A 17,297-nucleotide genomic window follows, 5' to 3' on the forward strand; every position below is an offset into this window, starting at 1 on the left:
GTGCCGGGTGAGCGGGGCAGTTCCCAGAAAGTCGACCGCTACTTTTCATCTGTACGAGTTCACGCTCTGGACAGTAGCGGTCACCGCCCGTGAACCTGACCTCCGGGAGGTGACCGCGATGGCGAGCCATGAGGACAGCGGTGACGGCGAGGTCGAGCCGGACGGCGACCTGCGGAACTTCGGGGCAACCGTAAAGGCCTTCCGCAAACGCGCGGAACTCACGCAGGAGCAACTGGCCGAGCGAGTCCGGTACTCGGTCCAGTACGTCGGCTCGGTCGAACAGGGCCGCCGACATCCGTCGGTGAAGTTCGTGAACCGGTCGGAGGAGGCCCTGGACGCCTTCGGCGTCATCCTCATCGCCGCGAATCGACTGAATCGGAAGCGAGGTCTGGCGAAGTGGTTCAAGAGGTGGGCGGAGTTGGAGCAGGAGGCGGTCGCCCTCGATACGTACGAATGCCGCTCGGTTCCGGGGCTGTTACAGCCCGAGTCGTATGCGCGGGCGCTGATAGGGGACGTTCTGCCGCTCCCCACCCCAGAGGAGGTGGAGGCTCGCATCACGGCCCGCCTGGAGCGTCAGCAGATTCTCTATCGCACTCCGTACACGATCTTCAGTTTCATTCTCGACGAGATCGTGATCGAGCGACAGACCGGCGGACCGGAGGTTACGCGCCAGCTGATCGACCACCTGGTGGAGTGCGCACGGCTACCGAACGTCGACCTGCAGATCATGCCGAGGGTGAGCCCCCACCATGCAGGGCTCGGTGGCCCCTTCCGCCTCCTCGAAACCGAAGACAACGAATGGCTGGGCTACATCGAGGGGCAGCAGTCGGGCCTCATCATCTCTGACCCGAAAGACATCAGCCTCCTCCATCAGCGGTATGCCAAACTTCGTATCCAGGCCCTCAACCCCGCCGATAGCGCGGGCCTGTTGATGCGAATGCGAGGATCCCTGTGAACAGCTCACCGTTGCGATGGTTCAAGAGCAGCTACAGCGGCAGCGAGGGCGACGACTGCGTCGAGGTCGCCCTCTCCTGGCACAAGTCCACCTACAGCAGTGGTGACGGTGACGACTGCGTCGAGGTCGCCGCATGCACCGACGCCGTCCACATCCGGGACTCGAAGCTGACGGCGAGCCCGGAACTGGCCGTGCACCGCGCGACCTGGACGACATTCCTGAGCGGGGTCACCGGAGCCTGAGCTCCGGCCAGACGGCATCAGAGGGAGTCCGGGGGTTTCCCGACAGTCCACTGTCCTTCCGGTGCGGTCCGGGCCGTCAAGGGCGCTCACTTCGTTCGCGTCGCTTCGCGATGGCCTTCGGCCACCCTTGACTGCCCGGCCCGCCCCGGAATGCCATAAGACTGTCGGGAAGCCCCCGAAGGAACGGTCAGGGGGACAGCCAAGCCCATGACCACATCAGGGATGCTGACCCAGCCTCCCGGCTCAGCCAACTCCCCGAAGGACACCGGCCCCCTTTTTCCGCATCCCGGCAGGCCACCCCACACCAGGCAGCGAACAGACGCCCATCCCGCACCCCCGGACCCAAAGACGCGTCAGATCGCTACGCGCCCCTCCCGGCTTGGCGTCCGACGACCGCCTGTGGCCGGACATAAGCCGCCCACGACCCGACGGAAGACCCTTGGCCTGCGACAGCAGGCGGTTTGTCCCTTTTGGCGGCCGATCGGGACCCACAAGCGGCCTTGCCGGAGTGGAAGGTTGAGAAATCCGGCATCAGACTCCCTCACACCCCCTTTTCGCCCCCTCTCGCCCTCGTTTCGGCCCAAAGAGCGTCCAGACAGCCCGCAGACACCCGAAAACCTCGCCACGGACGTCCTCTGGCGGCCCCCAACGACGTGCAGACGCCGGAAGACCGCCCACCTGCGCCGCGTGGGCGGCCTATGTCCAGCCCCGGACGGTCGTCGGACGCTGAGAAATGAGGAGCGCGTAGCGATCTGACGCGTCCTGGGGGCTGCATCGTCATCTCGCCGCTGTCTGGTGCAGGTTGGCCCTCCCCGCGCCCCCGTCACCGGCCGGGCCTGGTGGTCCCGGGGAGTGCGGTGCAGATGGACGGGGCGGGAGAGCATGGTCTCTGACTCGGCCGCTCCTGGTCGGATAACCTCCCGGCCATTCCTTCGGGGGCTTCCCGGCAGTCTTATGGCATTCCGGGGCGGGGCGGTCGGTCAAGGGTGGCCGAAGGCCATCGCGAAGCGACGCGAACGAAGTGAGCGCCCTTGACGGACCGACCCGACACGGAAGGACAGTGGACTGACGGGACGCCCCCGGACACACCACCGACCCCGAACGACAGGGCCCCGACCCCGGCACCCCGGTCGACCTCTCCGACCCGAGCCGGCAGACCCCGACCCCGACACCCCGACCGGCTCGCCCGACCCCAACGAGGGGCCCCGACCCCGAAGTCCCGACCCGCCCCTCCCGACCCCGAATGAGGGGGTCCCGACCCCGGCACCCCGACCGCCCCGCCCGACCCCACCATGGTGAGCATCCGTGAAAACGGCCAGTGCTGCTTGGCCTCAGTGGGAGGCGAGGCTCGCCCGGGCTGCGGCCATGAAGGCGGCCTTGTGCTCCTCCAGGTGCTCGTTGACCTCCGTGTCGCCGATCTCCCGCCACACCGCCTCGTTGAGTGCCCGCCCGTAGGCGTGGACAGGGGCGTGCAGGACCGGATCGCAGAGCAGTACGAGGTGCCGTTCGGCTACCCACAGCCTGGTCATGGTGGCCCCGGCGGGTTTGCTCCAGCCGTCATCGTCGCCCCAGGGCTCTGGGCGACTGTAGGCGGCCCGTTCGGCCTCCTGTGTACACGCGATGAAGTCCTTGATGGCCTGTAGCTGCTCGGCTCGGCGTCCCTCGGCAGTGGCGGCTGCCTGCCGCCGTTCCTCGGTCCGTTCGGCGGACCGCTGGGAGGCGCGCTGGGTGAACGCCGTCAGTCCACCGCCGAGCGCGACACCGGCGAGCGAGAAGACGGACACCCATATCTCTGAAGCCACGCCGGCTCCCCCTTACACCAGGTCGTTGCGCATCAGCGTGCACATGTTCTCGTACCTGCGGATCGAACCGTCTGGCGCCTGCACGCCCCATGCATCGGGCTGCCGGCCGCAGGCCACGTATCCGAGTCGCTCTCACGGACCGGCCCCGACCCACCCCGCCCCCGACCCCCTACCCCGCCGGCCAGAACTGAGAGAGTGCCGCCTCCTTGTAGGGGGCCGGGCTCACGCTCAGGTCGCCCGCGAACGGGCGGTCCAGGGCCATCACCAGCAGCAGGCTGAAGCCGATCAGCCCCGCCACCGCCGAGACGAACAGCAGCTGCATCTTCAGGCTGCGCAGGCCGAACAGGAAGGTGAGCGGGAGGATCACGAGCGCGCCCCCGTACACCAGCACCTGGAGCAGCACCGGCAGGGACGTTTCGGCCATCGTGATGCGGGCCCTGCGCTGCGCGGCGACGTCGTTGAGGCGGCCGGCGGCCTCCCCGTAGAAGGTCTCGCTGCGGGCGCCGGTGGGTTCGTACGCCTGGAGCGCCCGGTAGAGCTGGTGCGTCTGCTCGGAGGTCGCGTCGTAGCTGGGCCGGCCTTCCCGCATCATCGGCCACTGGACGTCGACGACGGCGTGTACGTAGTCGCCCACCGCCCGCTCCACGCGGGTGCGTTCGGCCGGCGGGAAGGCCTCGGCGCTGCGCACGACGAGGGCGAGGTCGGTGGCCTCGGTGGCGACGACGGTCTGGGTGTTCTCCAGCTGGGTCCAGAGCGTGACGACGACGAAGGCCAGGATGATGCCGTAGATCGCGCCGAACATGCCGAGGGCGACTCCGACCATCTCGTTGTGCTCGCCGCCCGCCAGGTGCGGGAAGCGGCGGCGGGCGGCGAGGCTGCCGGCCACGGCGAGGGCGACGAAGCCGCCGACGAGGAGGACGCCGAGGGTGAACGTGCTGAAGGTGTTGAGCAGCCACAGGATCATGGCCTGCTCAACGATCAACTCCCCCTGAGGGCCCGCCCGACGGCTCGCCGCGCCGTCGACCGGCTCAGCGCACCGACGGGGTCTTCGGGAGCCCGTCGAGGGCGTTGCCCGCGCCCGCGAGGGAGGAGTCCGTGGCGTGGGTGGCTGAGCCGGCGGCGGAGGTGGTCACGGCCAGGGCCGTCTTCGTGTCGTCCACCGCCTGGCCGGGGTGATTGGCGATGTCGGTGATGCGCTTGGTGACGGGCTGCCCCTCGATGGTGGGGCCCTTCGTGTCGGCGTGGGCGGCGAGGGGACTCAGGGCGAGGGCGGCGCCGCTGGTGAGGACCAGGGCGGCGAGGCGGCGCTTCATGACGTTCATGCAGTACCCAACGACCCGCCGCCACCCCGGGTCACCACCGGGCCCCCCTTTGGGGTGACGCCCGGCGTTGGGTTCCGCGGCCCGGATCGGGGGGATCGGTCCGGGCCGCGGGGGGACAACCTCAGTGTGGGGCGGGGTCAGTCCTGGACCACCAGGGCCGGAGTGGACTTTGTCAGGATCGCGCCGCGGAAGAAGGCCGGGCTGCGGCGCTCCGTGATCAGCATGATCACCAGGCCGAGGGCCAGGAGGCCGACGCCGATGACGAAGACGCTGCCGACTCCGAGGACGGTGGAACCGGAGCCGTACGACGGGTTCCACATGTCGATCAGGGTCTTGAGGAAGACGGCGGCGAGGAGGAGGCCGCCGAGGACCGGGAAGACGCCCTTGAAGAACAGGTCCCGGGCGGAGCGGCGCAGCTCGCCGCGGAAGTACCAGGCGCAGGCGAAGGCCGTCAGCGAGTAGTAGAAGCAGATCATCAGGCCGAGCGCGAAGATCGTGTCGGTCAGGACGTTCTCGCTGACCAGGGTCATCACGGTGTAGAACGCGCCCGTCGCGACGCCCGCCATGACGGTGGCGCGGCCCGGGGTCTTGAAGCGCGGGTGGACCTTGGCGTAGGAGGCCGGCAGGGCCTCGTACGTGGACATGGCCAGGACCGTGCGGGCGACCGGGATGAACGTGGTCTGGAGCGAGGCGGTCGCCGAGGCGAGGACCGCGACGAAGAGCAGGATGCCGAGCACCGGGCCCATGACCGGGCCGGCGAGGGCGGCGAAGACGTTGCCGGAGGTCTCCGGGTTGCCGAGGCCGAGGCCGGCGGTGCCGGAGCCGACGGCCATCTGGGCGGCGATTCCGGTGGCCAGGTACGAGCCGACCAGGACGGCCATCGCGATGAGCGAGGCGCGGCCGGGGGTCTTGGCGGAGCCGGTGGTCTCCTCGTTGGTGGCCAGGCAGGCGTCCCAGCCCCAGTACATGAAGATCGAGAGGGAGAGTCCGGCGGTGAAGGCGCCCATGGACTCGACCGCGAAGGGGTTCATCCACTGCCAGGAGAAGTCCAGGCCGGTGTCGAAGCTGCCGGCCGAGGCCTTCTGGAAGGCCATCGCGACGAAGATGGCGAGGACCGCGAGCTGGAGTGCGACCAGGGTGTACTGGACGCCCTTGGTGGCGGTCATGCCGCGGTAGCTGATGGCGGTCGCGGCGGCGATCAGGGTGAGGCAGGTGGCGATGTGGACGAGTTTGTCGTCGTCCAGGGCGGCGATCGACGGGTTGTTCGTGATCTCGCCCGCGAGCAGCCAGAAGTAGGACGTGGCGACTCCGGCCAGGTTGGAGAGCACGATGATCGTGGCGATCACGAGGCCCCAGCCGCACATCCAGCCGATCCGCGGGCCGAAGGCCTTGACGGTCCAGGTGAAGGAGGTGCCGCAGTCCGGTACGGCCTTGTTGAGCTCGCGGTACGCGAAGGCGACGAGCAGCATCGGCAGGAAGCCGGCCAGGAAGACCGCCGGCATCTGGACGCCGACCTCACCGGCGGTGGAGCCGAGGGTCGAGGTCAGGCAGTAGACGGGGGCGACGGTGGAGATGCCGATGACGGCGCTGCCCACCAGGCCCACGGAGCCCTTGCCGAGGCCCTTGCCGCGTACGTCGCCCTCGCCGGCCCCGCCGCCCTCGCCGCCGGCGACGCCGTTCACCGTGTCTCCGACCCGAGGCCGAACGTCCAGCTGTGTCATGGGTCAGGACGTTAGAGGCTGCGTTTTCCATATCCGGAGGGATTGAGTCCGACCAGCTACCGACGGAAACACCTTGAATCCAGAGCCTGCAACCGTTCACCGGCATGTAATGAAAGGTTCAAGCAGGCACCCGCCCCCCGCATGGCAGGGAGCGGACACCGCGTTCCGGAATGCGGAAACCGCAGCTGTACCCCTTTCGTGCCACTTTGAACTTTCCCGTGTGACCTGGGTCGCGGCCCGCCACGACCCGCGTCTCAGGTCGTCCAGACGATCGACTGCATCTCGCTGTACGCGTGCAGCGCGTACGAACCCACGTCCCGGCCGACCCCCGAACGCTTGAAGCCGCCGAACGGGGCCTCCATGTTCCGGCCGATCGTGTTCACACCGACCCCGCCCGCCCGCAGCCGCCGCGCCACCCGGAAGGCGCGCGCCGCGTCCCCGGACCACACGTAGCTCAGCAGCCCGAAATCGCTGTCGTTGGCCAGCCGGACCGCCTCTTCCTCATCGCCGTCGAAGGGGACCACCACGACCACCGGGCCGAAGATCTCCTCCCGGACCACCCGCATGTCGTTCGTGCAGTCCACCAGCAGCGTCGGCGCCACGTAGAAACCGCGGCCGTCCCCGACCACCGGCCGCTCGCCGCCGTACGCGATCCGCGCGCCCTCCTTGCGGCCGAGCTCGACGTACGACTCCACCCGGTCCCGGTGCGCCGCCGAGATCACCGGGCCCACCACCGTGCCCGCCACCGCCGGGTCGCCGACCTTCATGAAGGCCAGGTAGCCGGTCAGCTTCTCCACCAGCCGCTCGTACACCGACCGGTGCACGATCACCCGGGTCGGAGCCGTGCAGATCTGGCCGGAGTAGAAGGAGAAGGTGGTGCCGATCCCCATCACCGCCGCGTCCAGGTCGGCGTCCTCGAAGACGATCGCCGCGCCCTTGCCGCCGAGCTCCATCAGCTGCCGCTTCATCGAACGGCCGCAGACCTCCGCGATGTGCTGCCCGACGCCCGTGGAGCCGGTGAAGGACACCATGTCCACGTACGGGGAGTCCACCGCGGCCTCGCCGACCTCGACCGAGGCACCGCAGACCACGTTCACCACGCCGGCCGGGGCGCCCGCCTCGTGCAGGGCCTCGGCCATCTTGAACACCGACAGCGGATCCTGCGGGGCCGGCTTCACCACCACCGTGTTGCCCATGGCCAGCGCCGGGGCCACCTTGCCCGCCGGGTTCGCCCACGGGTTGTTGTACGAGGTGATGCAGGTGACCACGCCGACCGGCTGGCGCACCTCCAGCGCCCCCAGAATGCTCGCCTTCCCCATCGGCCCGGCCTCGGTGACCTGCGGCGCCAGCCCGCGCTCCACCGGTTCGAGTGCGCCCTTCGCGTACCGCCTGAAGCGCGCGACCCCGACCCCGACCTGCATCCCGCGCGCGATCCCGGTCGGCGCGCCCGTCTCGGCCCGGGCGAGGACCGACCACGGCTCGTACTCGCGCTGCATGATGTCCGCGGCCCGGTCCAGGATGGCCGCACGCGCCTCGGGAGCCGTACGGGACCAGGCCTCGAAGGCCTCCGCCGCCGCGCGCGCCGCCTCCTCGACCTGGGCGCGCGAGGCCTCGGGCGCGAGCCCGACCACCGATTCGTCCGCCGGGTTGACCACGTCGTAGTGGCCGCCGGCGGGCTCGACCCACTCTCCGCCGATGTACAGCTTCTGCTGCCGGGGCTCGCTCAACGGGTGCTCACCGTCCTCGTGTCGCGGCCCGAGCGGAGCACGATCCCGGGGATCGCCCCCGTGACCTGGTCGTCGCGGATGGTCTCCACGCCGTTGACGCGTACGGACACGATCCCGATCGCGCGGGCGTCCAGCCGCGGGCTGTCGCCGGGCAGGTCGTGGACGAGCGTCGCGGGCCCGGCCTCGATGCGCTCCGGGTCGAACAGCACCAGGTCCGCGTGGAACCCCTCGGCGATCCGGCCGCGTTCGCGCAGCCCGAACAGCTGCGCCGGGTCGTCGGTGAGCATCTTCACCGCCTGCTCCAGCGGCACCAGCTTGCGGCCGCGCAGGCAGTCCCCGAGGAAGCGGGTCGTGTAAGGGGCCCCGCACATGCGGTCCAGGTGCGCGCCGGCGTCGGAGCCGCCGAGCATGACGTCCTCGTGCTGCCAGGTCTCGGCGCGCAGGGCCCAGCTCGCCGGGTCGTTGTCGGTGGGCATGGGCCAGAGCACCGTACGCAGTTCGTCGTTGGCGCAGATCTCGACCAGGCACTGGAAGGGCTCCTGGCCCCGCTCGGCGGCGATGTCGTTCACGACCCGGCCGGACAGGCCCTCGTTCTCCTTGCTGTACGTGTCCCCGATCACGTAGCGGCCGAAGTTGGCCAGGCGCCGGAAGACCCCGGCCTCCTTGCTGTCGGCGCGGCGCAGCATCTCCGCCCGCACGCCGGCGTCGCGCAGCTTCGCGATCCGCTCGGGGGTGGGCAGGCCGAGGATCTCGCCCCAGCCCGGAATCAGGTTCAGCGCGCAGAAGGTGCCGAGCGACATGTTCATGGGGGTGAGGATCGGCATGGTCAGCGCGACGATGCGGCCGCCGGCCTTGCGGGCGCGCTCGCTCGGTATGAGCTGGCGCGGGACCCGTTCGGGGACGGCGGCGTCGATGGTGAGGACGTTCCAGTTCAGGGGGCGGCCGGCGGCGGCGCTCATCTCGACGAAGAGGTCGATCTCCTCGTCGGCGAACTGGTCGAGGCAGCCCGCGACGATCGCTTCGAGCTGGGTGCCCTCGTGTTCGGCGACGGCCTTCGACAGCGCGAGGAGCTCGGCGGGCTTGGCGTGGCGGGAGGCGACGGGGGCGCCGTCCCCGTCGGAGTGGGTGGCGGACTGGGTGGTGGACAGGCCCCAGGCACCGGAGTTCATGGCGTCGTGGAAGAGGTCGAGCATCTGCCGCATCTGCTCGGGGGTGGGCTGTCCGCCGACGGCGTCGGCGCCCATGACGTGCCGGCGCAGCGCGCAGTGGCCGACCATGAAGCCGGCGTTGACGGCGATCCGGCCCTCCAGGGCGTCGAGGTACTCGCCGAAGCCGGACCAGGTCCAGTCGACGCCTTCCTCCAGGGCCTTGAGGGCCATGCCCTCGACCTTGCTCATCATGCGGCGGGTGTAGTCGGCGTCCTCGGGGCGGTCGGGGTGCAGCGGGGCGAGGGTGAACCCGCAGTTGCCGCCGGCGACGGTGGTGACGCCGTGGTTCATGGAGGGGGTCGCGTACGGGTCCCAGAAGAGCTGGGCGTCGTAGTGCGTGTGGGGGTCGACGAAGCCGGGGCACAGGACGAGCCCGGTGGCGACCTCGGTGGTCCGGGCCTCCTCCGTGAGCGTGCCCGGCTCGGCGATGACGGCGATCCGCCCGTCGCGCAGGCCGACGTCCGCCACGCGGGCGGGGGCGCCGGTGCCGTCCACGACGGTGGCGCCCTTGATCAGGTGGTCGAGCATGACGTCCCTTCTGCCGGTGTTCGTGCCGCTGGCCGTCGTCCCGGGCCTCTGCCCCGGACCGCCGCGCGCCCCGGCCGGAGGCAGCCGGGCCGGCCGCGGCCTCGGCATGACCTCCGGCCGGGGCCGGTGCGGGGCGGCGGTCCGGGAAGACGCCGCCCCCGTACTGCCCGCCCGGTCAGGCGGCTTCGCGGAAGCGCGTCGTGCGGTGGACCGGGTCCGTGTCGATCTTCGGGATCACGTGCTCGCCGATGAGCTTGACGGTGGTCATCGTGTCCTCGTACGAGACCCCCGTCGGCAGGCCGAAGGACAGCTGGTCGGCCCCCGCCTGCTCCCAGCGCTTGCACTGCGCGAGCACCTCGGAGGGGTCCCCGCAGATCAGCAGCTCCTCGGCGATCAGCAGCTCGATGATCTCCGCGTTGTACTCGGGCAGCGTCTCGGGCCACTGCGGGATCGCCTCGGGCCGCGGGAAGGTGTCGTGGTAGCGGAAGACCAGCGACTGGAAGCGGTTCATGTTCGCGTTGACCGCGATCTCCACCGCCTTGTCGTGCGTCTCGGCGCAGATCGCGGTGGAGGTGACCATCACGTTGTCGTTGACGAACGCGCCGATGGCCTTGGCCTCCTGGATGGCCGTCTTGTACTGCTCCAGCACCCACTCCATGTCGGAGACCTTCTGGACGCTGAAGCCGAGGACGCCGAGGCCCTTCTTCGCGGCCATCGCGTACGAGGAGGGCGAGCCCGCGGCGTACCACATGGCCGGGTGGGCCTTGCCGTACGGCTTGGGGAAGATCTTGCGCGGCGGCAGCGACCAGTGCTTGCCCTGGAACCCCTGGTACTCCTCCTGGAGGAACATCTTGGGGAACTCGGCGATGGTCTCTTCCCATATCTCCTTGGTGTGGTTCATGTCCGTGATGCCGGGCAGGAACCCGAGGATCTCGTGGCTGCCCGCGCCGCGGCCGGTGCCGAACTCGAAGCGGCCCTTGGAGAGGTGATCGAGCATCGCGACCTTCTCGGCCACCTTGACGGGGTGGTTGACCGGGGCGAGCGGGTTGAAGATGCCCGAGCCGAGGTGGATGCGCTCGGTGGCGTGGGCGAGGTAGGCGAGGAAGACCTCGTTCGCCGACAGGTGCGAGTACTCCTCCAGGAAGTGGTGCTCGGAGGCCCAGGCGTACTTGAAGCCGGACTTGTCGGCCTGGATGACGTACTCGGTCTCCTCGATCAGCGCCTTGTGCTCTGCCTCGGGGTCGACCTTGGACCGCGCCTCAGGCACGTATCCCTGCACGAAGAGCCCGAATTCCAAGGGGGTTCACCGTCCTTTAATTTCTGACGTGTCGTCAGATTCGATGGGTCGACTGTTCCACCGCGGAAGCGGGAGCGTCAATACCTGACGCTCCATCAGATATGTCTAGAGGATGCTGACGCCCGCCATCCAGCCGCCGTCGATGACGAACGGCTGGCCGGTGATGTACGAGGAGTCCTCGCTGCTCAGGAACAGGGCCAGCTTGGCGATCTCGTCGGCCCGGCCCACCCGCCCCATCGGCACGACCCGCCCGTAGAGCTCCGCCATCGCGTCCCGGGCCTCGTCGCTCATGTTCGCCGGGTCCAGCAGACCGGGATTGGCCATCGGGGTGTCCACCGCGCCCGGGCACATCGCGTTGACCCGGATGCCCTTGGCGGCCAGCTCCAGCGCGGCCACCCGGGTCAGGCCGACGATCGCCGCCTTGGTCGCCGCGTACGCGCCCACGTACGCCATGCCCGTCAGTCCGGTGTACGAGGAGGTGTTGACGATGGTGCCGCCGCCGGCCGCCTCGATCTCGGGGGCGAAGGCCTTGATGCCGAGGAAGGTGCCGACCTGGTTGACCTGGATCAGCTGCTGGAACTCCTCCAGCGGGGTCGATACCAGCTCGTTGAAGCGCAGGATCCCGGCGTTGTTGACCAGGCCGTCCACCGGCCCGAAGGCCTCCTTCGCGGTGGCGACGGCGGCGGCCCAGTCCTCCTCCCGGCTCACGTCCAGCCGTACGTACCGGGCGCGGTCCCCGCCCGCCTCCCCGGCTATCTCCTTGGCGACGGCGGCGCCCTGCTCGTCCAGCACGTCGCAGAGGAGCACCTTGGCGCCCTCGGCGGCGAAGAGCCGGGCCTCCTGCTCGCCCTGGCCGCGCGCCGCGCCCGTGATGACGACGACGCGCCCGTCCAGCTTGCCCATGCCCGTACTCCCAGTCGTCGAGGCGTTCAGTCCGTTGCGGCGTTCAGTCGTTGAGAAGCGGGCCCACTTCGGCCCCGAAAGCGGTGATCTGGTCGGTCAGTTCGGCGCGGTCGCGACTGCGGAAGCGGACCTGGATCTGGTCCACGCCGAGGGCCTTGTACGCGCGGAGGGACTCGGCGAGCACCTCCGCCTTGCCGGTGAGGGTGCGGCGGCCGGTGTCCCAGCCGGGCTCGCCGACGTACAGCGCCTCGGTGATCGCACCGAACTCGATGGGGTCGGTGACCCCGGCCGCAGCGCGGAGCTCCTTGATCCGGGCGATCTGCGCGGGGAGCCTGTCGCGCGGGTCGCCCTGCGGGAGCCAGCCGTCGCCGCGCACGGCCGCCCGGCGGACGGCGGCGGGCGAGGAGCCGCCGACCCAGACGGGGATGCGGGCCTGGGCCGGGCGGGGCAGCTGGCCGAGGTCCTTGAAGGAGAACAGCTCGCCCTCGAACTCCGGGTACTCCTCGGGCCCGAGGGCGGCGCGCAGCGCGTCCAGGGTCTCGTCGAGGACCGCCCCGCGGCCGGCGAAGTCGACGCCGAGGACCTCGAACTCCTCCTGTACGTGGCCCGCGCCGACGCCGAGGATGAGCCGGCCGCCGCTGAGGTGGTCGACGGTGGCGTACTGCTTGGCGCTGAGGAGGGGGTGGCGCAGGCCGAGGATCGCGACGTGGCTGAGCAGCCGTACGTGCTCGGTGATCCCGGCGAGGAAGGCGAGGGTGGCCACGGGGTCGTACCAGACGGTGCTCATGGGGCCGGCGAGGCGGCGCGGGATGGCCACGTGGTCGCAGGTGGCCAGGTACCCGAAGCCGGCCCGGTCGGCGGCCCGCGCCACCTCGGCGAGGTCGGCGGCGGTCGCCGGGGCCTCCCAGGGCTCGGCGTAGATGGTGCTCTGCGACTGGATCGGGAGCTGCATCCCGTAGACCAGCCTGCCTTCCGCAAACACGCTCGCCATGCCGCCTCCGCCTCGTCTTCCGCCCTCGCCCGCCGACCGGGCCGCGGCCGCCGATCCGTCTCCCGCCGGCGCCGGGGGCCATCGTCGTAGCTGACGGACCGTCAGGCAAGGGGTTCGGCGGAGCCGTGGGTGCACGCACACTTGCGGGTACGGGTACGTACCCGCATCTTGAAGTATGGGAAGGAGCACGACCATGCCTGACGCGAACATCCGCATCCCCGAAGAAGCCAAAGACAGACTCGCCGCCATAGCGGCTGCGGAGGGATTGTCCCTGCGGGCCTACCTCGCCCGCCTTGCGGAAACCCTGCTGACCCCGGCCGAACGGGCGGAGCGCGCCGAGCAGGCCCGTGTCGCGTTGCAGGCCTGGAACGGCTACGCCCCCACGGCCGCCGAGCAGCGGGATCTGGACAGCGAGCTGGACCGGCGCCTGGCCGAGGCGAGGAGGCGGTGACGGAAGTGCACATCGTGCTGGACGAGACGGCGATGGTAGCGGCAGGTCAGGGCGACGTGCTGGCATCCCGTCTCATCCACCGCGCGCATGCCGAAGCGGGCTGGTTCCTGTACGCCCCTTCCTGCGCGCTGGTCGAGGCCGACCGTGCCCGGCCGGGCACGGCGGAGCACCTCGCCGCCCTGCCCGGCCTCACGATCCTCGACCTTGACCTGCCGGCCGCCCTGGCCGTCGCACGCCAGGAGACCTGGGCAGCAGCCCACAGCCAATACGCGGCCCAGCCCACCCCCGACCGCCCGGAAGGAGCGGTCGTCGCCACGACATCGCCGAAACGTTGGGAAGGCGCGCCGGTGCGCATCCTGGACCTCAACCCATGACCCCGGAAACGGGCTGGGCGAGCGAGTAGTCCGGAGGGGATGTGCGGGCGCGGCGGGTTGGCTAGGGTGCGGCGCGTGGATCTGTTTCTGACGCTGGTCAGCGGAGTGGCGTGGACCGTCGTGTACGTCGAGGCGATCCGGGTCGGGCTGCGGGACCGGACGTACGCCATGCCGGTGGCCGCGCTCGCGCTGAACTTCGCGTGGGAGGCGACCTATGCCGTGGGCGAATTCCGCGCCGGGGTGTCCCCCCAGGGCGTGGTCAACGTGGTGTGGGCCCTCGCCGACGTCGTCATCATCTGGACCTATCTGCGCTTCGGGCGCGCCGAGCTGCCCGAGTTCGTGACGCGGCCGCTCTTCGCTGCGTGGAGCCTGCTCGTGTTCGGCAGCGGCTTCGCCGTGCAGTGGCTGTTCCTCGCGCAGTTCGGGACGCACGACGCGACCCGGTACGCGGCGTTCCTGCAGAACCTGCTGATGTCCGGGCTGTTCATCGCCCTCTACGCCGACCGGCGCGGGCCGCGCGGGCAGTCCCTGGTCATCGCCGTCGCGAAGTGGCTCGGGACGCTCGCCCCGACCCTGCTGTTCGGGGTCATCGAGGACTCGCCGTTCATCCTCGGGCTCGGTGTGCTGTGCAGTGTCTTCGACCTGGCGTACATCGGGCTGCTGCTGCGGGGGCGGCGGATGGCCGCCGCCCCTGTGCTCCGGCCGGCCGCCGACCGGCCCGTCTGACCGTCGTCCGACCGTCGCCTGACCGTCAGAAGCCCGACGGACCCATCACGACGACCGGCTTCGCCGCCGGGTCCAGGGTGGTCAGCAGCTTCCTCATGGCTTCCTTGGAGATGCCGATGCAGCCCTGCGAGGGGCCGTTGTGGTCGACGTGGAGCCAGATGCCGCCGCCCTTGTCCTCGCCCTCCGGCTTGACCAGGTCCAGCGGGGAGACCCCCGTCCGGCGGTTGTAGTCGACCGCGACGACGTACTCGAAGGCCCCCGCGAGGGACTCCCCGTTCACGCCCCGGCCGGTGGGGACGAAGAGCCGGTTGTGGTCGTACGGGAACTTGGTGCCCGGCGGCTTCGGCAGCAGACCGCCGGCGTCGGAGAGGGTGAACACGCCCACGGGGGTGGTGAGGTCCCCGTCCTCGCGTTCGGCGGAGTTCCAGCCGCTGGCGCCGTTGTGCGCGGGCCAGCTCTCGGTGGCCCGGACCCAGTCGGCGCCGGCCGCCGGCCGGCTGTAAAGGGTCGCGGTGGACTCCGAGGAGTCCCTCGCCTTGCCTTCGACGAGGAGGAGCTGACGGGCGGCGGCCGGGATCCGGGCCCGGGTCTCTTCGCTGATGTCGGGCAGGCCGTCGGCGGGGTCGGAGGCGGCGGGGGCTCCGGGGGCGCCTGCGGCGGCGGGTGCCCCCGGCGCACCGGGGGCGCCGCGGGCCCCGCGGGTGGCGTGCGTGGGTCCGTCGGCCGGGGCCGAGTCGGAGGTGGCGGTATCGGACGTGGCGCCCGAGGACGGTGGACGGGCCGCGTCCCCCGGGCGGTCCCCGGTCCGGGCCTGGGCGGTGGCGCCGGGGTCGTCCTCCTGGACCGTGTAGACCCAGCCGGCCCCGAAGGCCAGCAGGCCCACGGCGGCGGCGAGGGCGACACGCCGGGGCGTACGGAGGCCGCGGAGCGTACGGAACGAGTGGGGAATGCGGGAGCCGGCGCGGGGGTGCTTGCTCATGACTCCGACGGTACACACGCGATCATCAGGATTCCTGAGGCGACGCCGTCCGGTGCGGCGCAGGTGTGCCCGGAAAGCGCACCCGGACCGTCAATCCGCCGCCCTGTCCCCGGTTGGCCCGCACGACCAGCTTCGCGCCGTGCGCCCGCGCGATCGAGGCGACGATCGAGAGCCCCAGCCCGGCGCCCTCCCCCGCGGTGTGCTGCCGCTCGGCGCGTCGCCGGAACGGCTCCAGTAGCCGCGGCACGTCGGCGGGCTCGATCACCGGCCCGGTGTTGGACACCGTCAGCGCCCCGTCGGCGGAGGTCTTCACGCCGATCCGCCCGCCCGGCCGGTTGTGCCGTACGGCATTGGCCAGCAAGTTCCGCACCAGATGGCCCAACAGGGCCCGATCGCCGACCACGCTCAGCGGCTCAACGCTCCGTACGACGGTCAGCCCGGCGCCCCGATCGCCGGCCAGGCCCGCCTCCGACAGCTCCGCCTCCGCGAGGGCCGCGAGGTCCACCGCGTCGGTGGTCTCCAGGCCCTCCTCCGATACCGCGAGCAGCAGGAGCGACTCGACGAGGTGCTCGCTGGACTCGGCGACGCCGATCAGTTTCGACCGGATCCGGGCCACCTTCTCCGGCGGCGGGTCCCCGGCCAGTCCGATCTCGGCGGCCGCCCGCTGCACGGCCAGCGGGGTGCGCAGCTCGTGGGCGGCATTGGCGGCGAACCGGCGCTGCGCGCCGACCAGGCTCTCCATCCGGTCGAGCATGCCGTCGAAGGTGTCGGCCAGCCGCTTGAGTTCGCCGGGCGGGGCCTTGAGGCCGATCCGCTCGTGCAGGTTCTCCCCCGAAAGGCGGCGGGCCGTCTCGGTGATGACGCCGACGGGCCGCAGCACGCGGCCCGCCATCCACCAGGCCAGCCAGATCGACGGTACGGCGAACACGGCGAGGGCGATGAGCGAGACGACCAGCAGCTCGTGGAGGGTGGCGGCCTCGACGGCGGTGGAGAGGTTGCGGGTGGCGGCCCATGTCCGGAGCTGCTCCTGGGTGGGCGTGGCGGCGCCGGGCGGGAGCCGCTGGGCGGGGACCGCCTTGAGCGGTTGGCCTTCGACGGCGGCGCGCTCGAAGGCGGTGCCGGGGACGGCGGTGGTGACGGCTCCGCTGATGCGGGTGTAGAGGCCGCCCCGCAGCAGGACGTTGATCAGGGCGATCAGACCGCCGCCGGCGAGGACGAGCAGGGAGCCGTAGAGCGCGGTGAGACGGGCGCGCTCGGAATGGAGCACTGCTCTCATCGCGGATCGGTGATCGGATCGGCGGACCCACCGGTGGCCGGACCGGTGCCCGCGCCCGGACCCGCGATCCGGTAGCCGGCCCCCGGCACCGTCTCGATCAGCTGCGGCTCACCCAGCTTGGCCCGCAGCTTGCTGAGGGTCACCCGTACGGCATTGGTGCTGTACGAGGTGTCCTCCTCCCACACCTGCTCGATCAGGTCGTCGTTGCCGAGCACGGCCCCCTCCGCCCGCAGCAGCGCCTCCAGCACCGCGAACTCCTTGCGCGACAGCGCGAGCCGGTGCCCGTCGCGGCTCGCGCTCCGGCGGGCGGTGTCCACGGCGATCCCGCACCGCTCCAGCACCGGCGGCAGGGCGGGCCGGGTGCGCCGGCCCAGCGCCAGGACGCGGGCGAGGAGCTCGTCGTACGCGAAGGGCTTGGTGAGGTAGTCGTCGGCGCCGAGGCCGAGCCCCTCGACCCGGTCCCGTACGGTCCCCGAGGCGGTCAGCATCAGGACGCGGGTCAGCAGCCGCTCGCGCACCACCTGGCGGCAGACCTCGTCCCCGTGCAGGCCGGGCAGGTCGCGGTCGAGGACGAGGACGTCGTACTCGCCGAGGCGCAGGCGCCGCAGGGCCTCCAGGCCGTCACCCGCCTCGTCGACGGCCAGCGCGTCGCGGCGCAGCCCGTCGGCGATCATCTCCCGGAGGAATTCCTCGTCCTCCACCACCAGAACTCGCATGCCGCCCTCTTTACCGGAATCTCGTATTTCCTCGTCATAAGCAAGATCGGAGAGAGAAGCGAAACCCGCCTCGGGTGGA

General features: G+C 70.9%; 17 protein-coding genes and 1 pseudogene. 5 read left to right on the forward strand and 13 right to left on the reverse strand.

The window, feature by feature from the left end; genetic code table 11:
• Positions 1-7: 7 nt before the first annotated feature.
• Both ACIQU4_RS13285 and ACIQU4_RS13290 read left to right on the forward strand, forming a co-directional pair.
• Positions 8-955 (forward strand): Scr1 family TA system antitoxin-like transcriptional regulator, encoded by a 948-nt coding sequence (locus ACIQU4_RS13285; protein WP_403728896.1) that lies wholly within the window; start codon positions 8-10, stop codon positions 953-955.
• A complete protein-coding gene (locus tag ACIQU4_RS13290) occupies positions 952-1,197 on the forward strand; it encodes a DUF397 domain-containing protein (RefSeq protein ID WP_403728899.1) in 246 nt (81 codons plus the stop codon). Before ACIQU4_RS13285 ends, ACIQU4_RS13290 begins: the two co-directional genes overlap by 4 nt.
• Before the next feature lie 1,331 nt (positions 1,198-2,528).
• Here ACIQU4_RS13290 and ACIQU4_RS13295 read toward each other — a convergent pair.
• The 10 genes and pseudogenes from ACIQU4_RS13295 to ACIQU4_RS13340 form a co-directional block, all read right to left on the reverse strand.
• The gene (locus tag ACIQU4_RS13295) at positions 2,529-2,999 is read right to left on the reverse strand and encodes a hypothetical protein (protein ID WP_403728902.1); all 471 of its coding nucleotides are present in this window, start codon (positions 2,997-2,999) and stop codon (positions 2,529-2,531) included.
• 12 nt (positions 3,000-3,011) lie between these two features.
• A pseudogene (locus ACIQU4_RS13300) lies at positions 3,012-3,131 on the reverse strand (GNAT family N-acetyltransferase); the annotation flags it as partial.
• 37 nt (positions 3,132-3,168) lie between these two features.
• Positions 3,169-3,963 carry a DUF4239 domain-containing protein gene (locus tag ACIQU4_RS13305; protein WP_403729608.1) on the reverse strand — a complete coding sequence of 265 codons (795 nt, stop codon included), beginning with the start codon at positions 3,961-3,963 and terminating at the stop codon, positions 3,169-3,171.
• A gap of 64 nt (positions 3,964-4,027) precedes the next feature.
• The gene (locus ACIQU4_RS13310; RefSeq protein WP_403728905.1) at positions 4,028-4,321 is read right to left on the reverse strand and encodes a hypothetical protein; all 294 of its coding nucleotides are present in this window, start codon (positions 4,319-4,321) and stop codon (positions 4,028-4,030) included.
• Between the two features lie 137 nt (positions 4,322-4,458).
• Entirely contained in the window at positions 4,459-6,042 is a 1,584-nt protein-coding gene (locus tag ACIQU4_RS13315; RefSeq protein ID WP_403728907.1) for an APC family permease, read from the reverse strand.
• A 254-nt stretch (positions 6,043-6,296) separates the two neighbouring features.
• Positions 6,297-7,769, reverse strand: coding sequence for an aldehyde dehydrogenase family protein (locus tag ACIQU4_RS13320; RefSeq protein WP_403728910.1), 1,473 nt, complete (start codon positions 7,767-7,769; stop codon positions 6,297-6,299).
• Complete coding sequence (locus ACIQU4_RS13325; RefSeq protein WP_403728913.1) at positions 7,766-9,505, reverse strand: amidohydrolase family protein; 1,740 nt, start codon at positions 9,503-9,505, stop codon at positions 7,766-7,768. The genes ACIQU4_RS13320 and ACIQU4_RS13325 overlap by 4 nt, the downstream gene beginning before the upstream one ends.
• 175 nt (positions 9,506-9,680) lie before the next feature.
• Entirely contained in the window at positions 9,681-10,802 is a 1,122-nt protein-coding gene (locus tag ACIQU4_RS13330; protein ID WP_403728916.1) for an LLM class flavin-dependent oxidoreductase, read from the reverse strand.
• A gap of 105 nt (positions 10,803-10,907) precedes the next feature.
• Complete coding sequence (locus ACIQU4_RS13335; protein ID WP_403728919.1) at positions 10,908-11,705, reverse strand: SDR family NAD(P)-dependent oxidoreductase; 798 nt, start codon at positions 11,703-11,705, stop codon at positions 10,908-10,910.
• Between the two features lie 43 nt (positions 11,706-11,748).
• Positions 11,749-12,696 (reverse strand): LLM class F420-dependent oxidoreductase, encoded by a 948-nt coding sequence (locus ACIQU4_RS13340; RefSeq protein WP_403728921.1) that lies wholly within the window; start codon positions 12,694-12,696, stop codon positions 11,749-11,751.
• Positions 12,697-12,889: 193 nt separating this feature from the next.
• Here ACIQU4_RS13340 and ACIQU4_RS13345 point away from each other — a divergent pair, with 193 nt between their 5' ends.
• From ACIQU4_RS13345 to ACIQU4_RS13355, 3 genes are all read left to right on the forward strand, one after another.
• Complete coding sequence (locus ACIQU4_RS13345) at positions 12,890-13,147, forward strand: hypothetical protein (protein WP_403728924.1); 258 nt, start codon at positions 12,890-12,892, stop codon at positions 13,145-13,147.
• Positions 13,148-13,152: 5 nt separating this feature from the next.
• On the forward strand, positions 13,153-13,521 hold the full coding sequence (locus tag ACIQU4_RS13350) for a hypothetical protein (RefSeq protein WP_403729610.1): 369 nt from the start codon (positions 13,153-13,155) through the stop codon (positions 13,519-13,521).
• A gap of 75 nt (positions 13,522-13,596) precedes the next feature.
• Positions 13,597-14,247 (forward strand): hypothetical protein, encoded by a 651-nt coding sequence (locus tag ACIQU4_RS13355; RefSeq protein ID WP_403728927.1) that lies wholly within the window; start codon positions 13,597-13,599, stop codon positions 14,245-14,247.
• 25 nt (positions 14,248-14,272) lie between these two features.
• Here the strand turns inward: ACIQU4_RS13355 and ACIQU4_RS13360 are convergent, their stop codons facing one another.
• The 3 genes from ACIQU4_RS13360 to ACIQU4_RS13370 are packed head-to-tail and all read right to left on the reverse strand — an operon-like array spanning position 14,273 to position 17,218.
• The gene (locus ACIQU4_RS13360; protein WP_403728930.1) at positions 14,273-15,226 is read right to left on the reverse strand and encodes a L,D-transpeptidase family protein; all 954 of its coding nucleotides are present in this window, start codon (positions 15,224-15,226) and stop codon (positions 14,273-14,275) included.
• Between the two features lie 25 nt (positions 15,227-15,251).
• On the reverse strand, positions 15,252-16,502 hold the full coding sequence (locus ACIQU4_RS13365; protein ID WP_403728932.1) for a sensor histidine kinase: 1,251 nt from the start codon (positions 16,500-16,502) through the stop codon (positions 15,252-15,254).
• Positions 16,499-17,218, reverse strand: a complete 720-nt coding sequence (locus tag ACIQU4_RS13370; protein ID WP_403728935.1) for a response regulator transcription factor — start codon at positions 17,216-17,218, stop codon at positions 16,499-16,501. Before ACIQU4_RS13370 ends, ACIQU4_RS13365 begins: the two co-directional genes overlap by 4 nt.
• Positions 17,219-17,297: the final 79 nt, after the last annotated feature.

The sequence above is a fragment of the Streptomyces sp. NPDC090741 genome, from assembly GCF_044769045.1.
Lineage (GTDB): Bacteria > Actinomycetota > Actinomycetes > Streptomycetales > Streptomycetaceae > Streptomyces.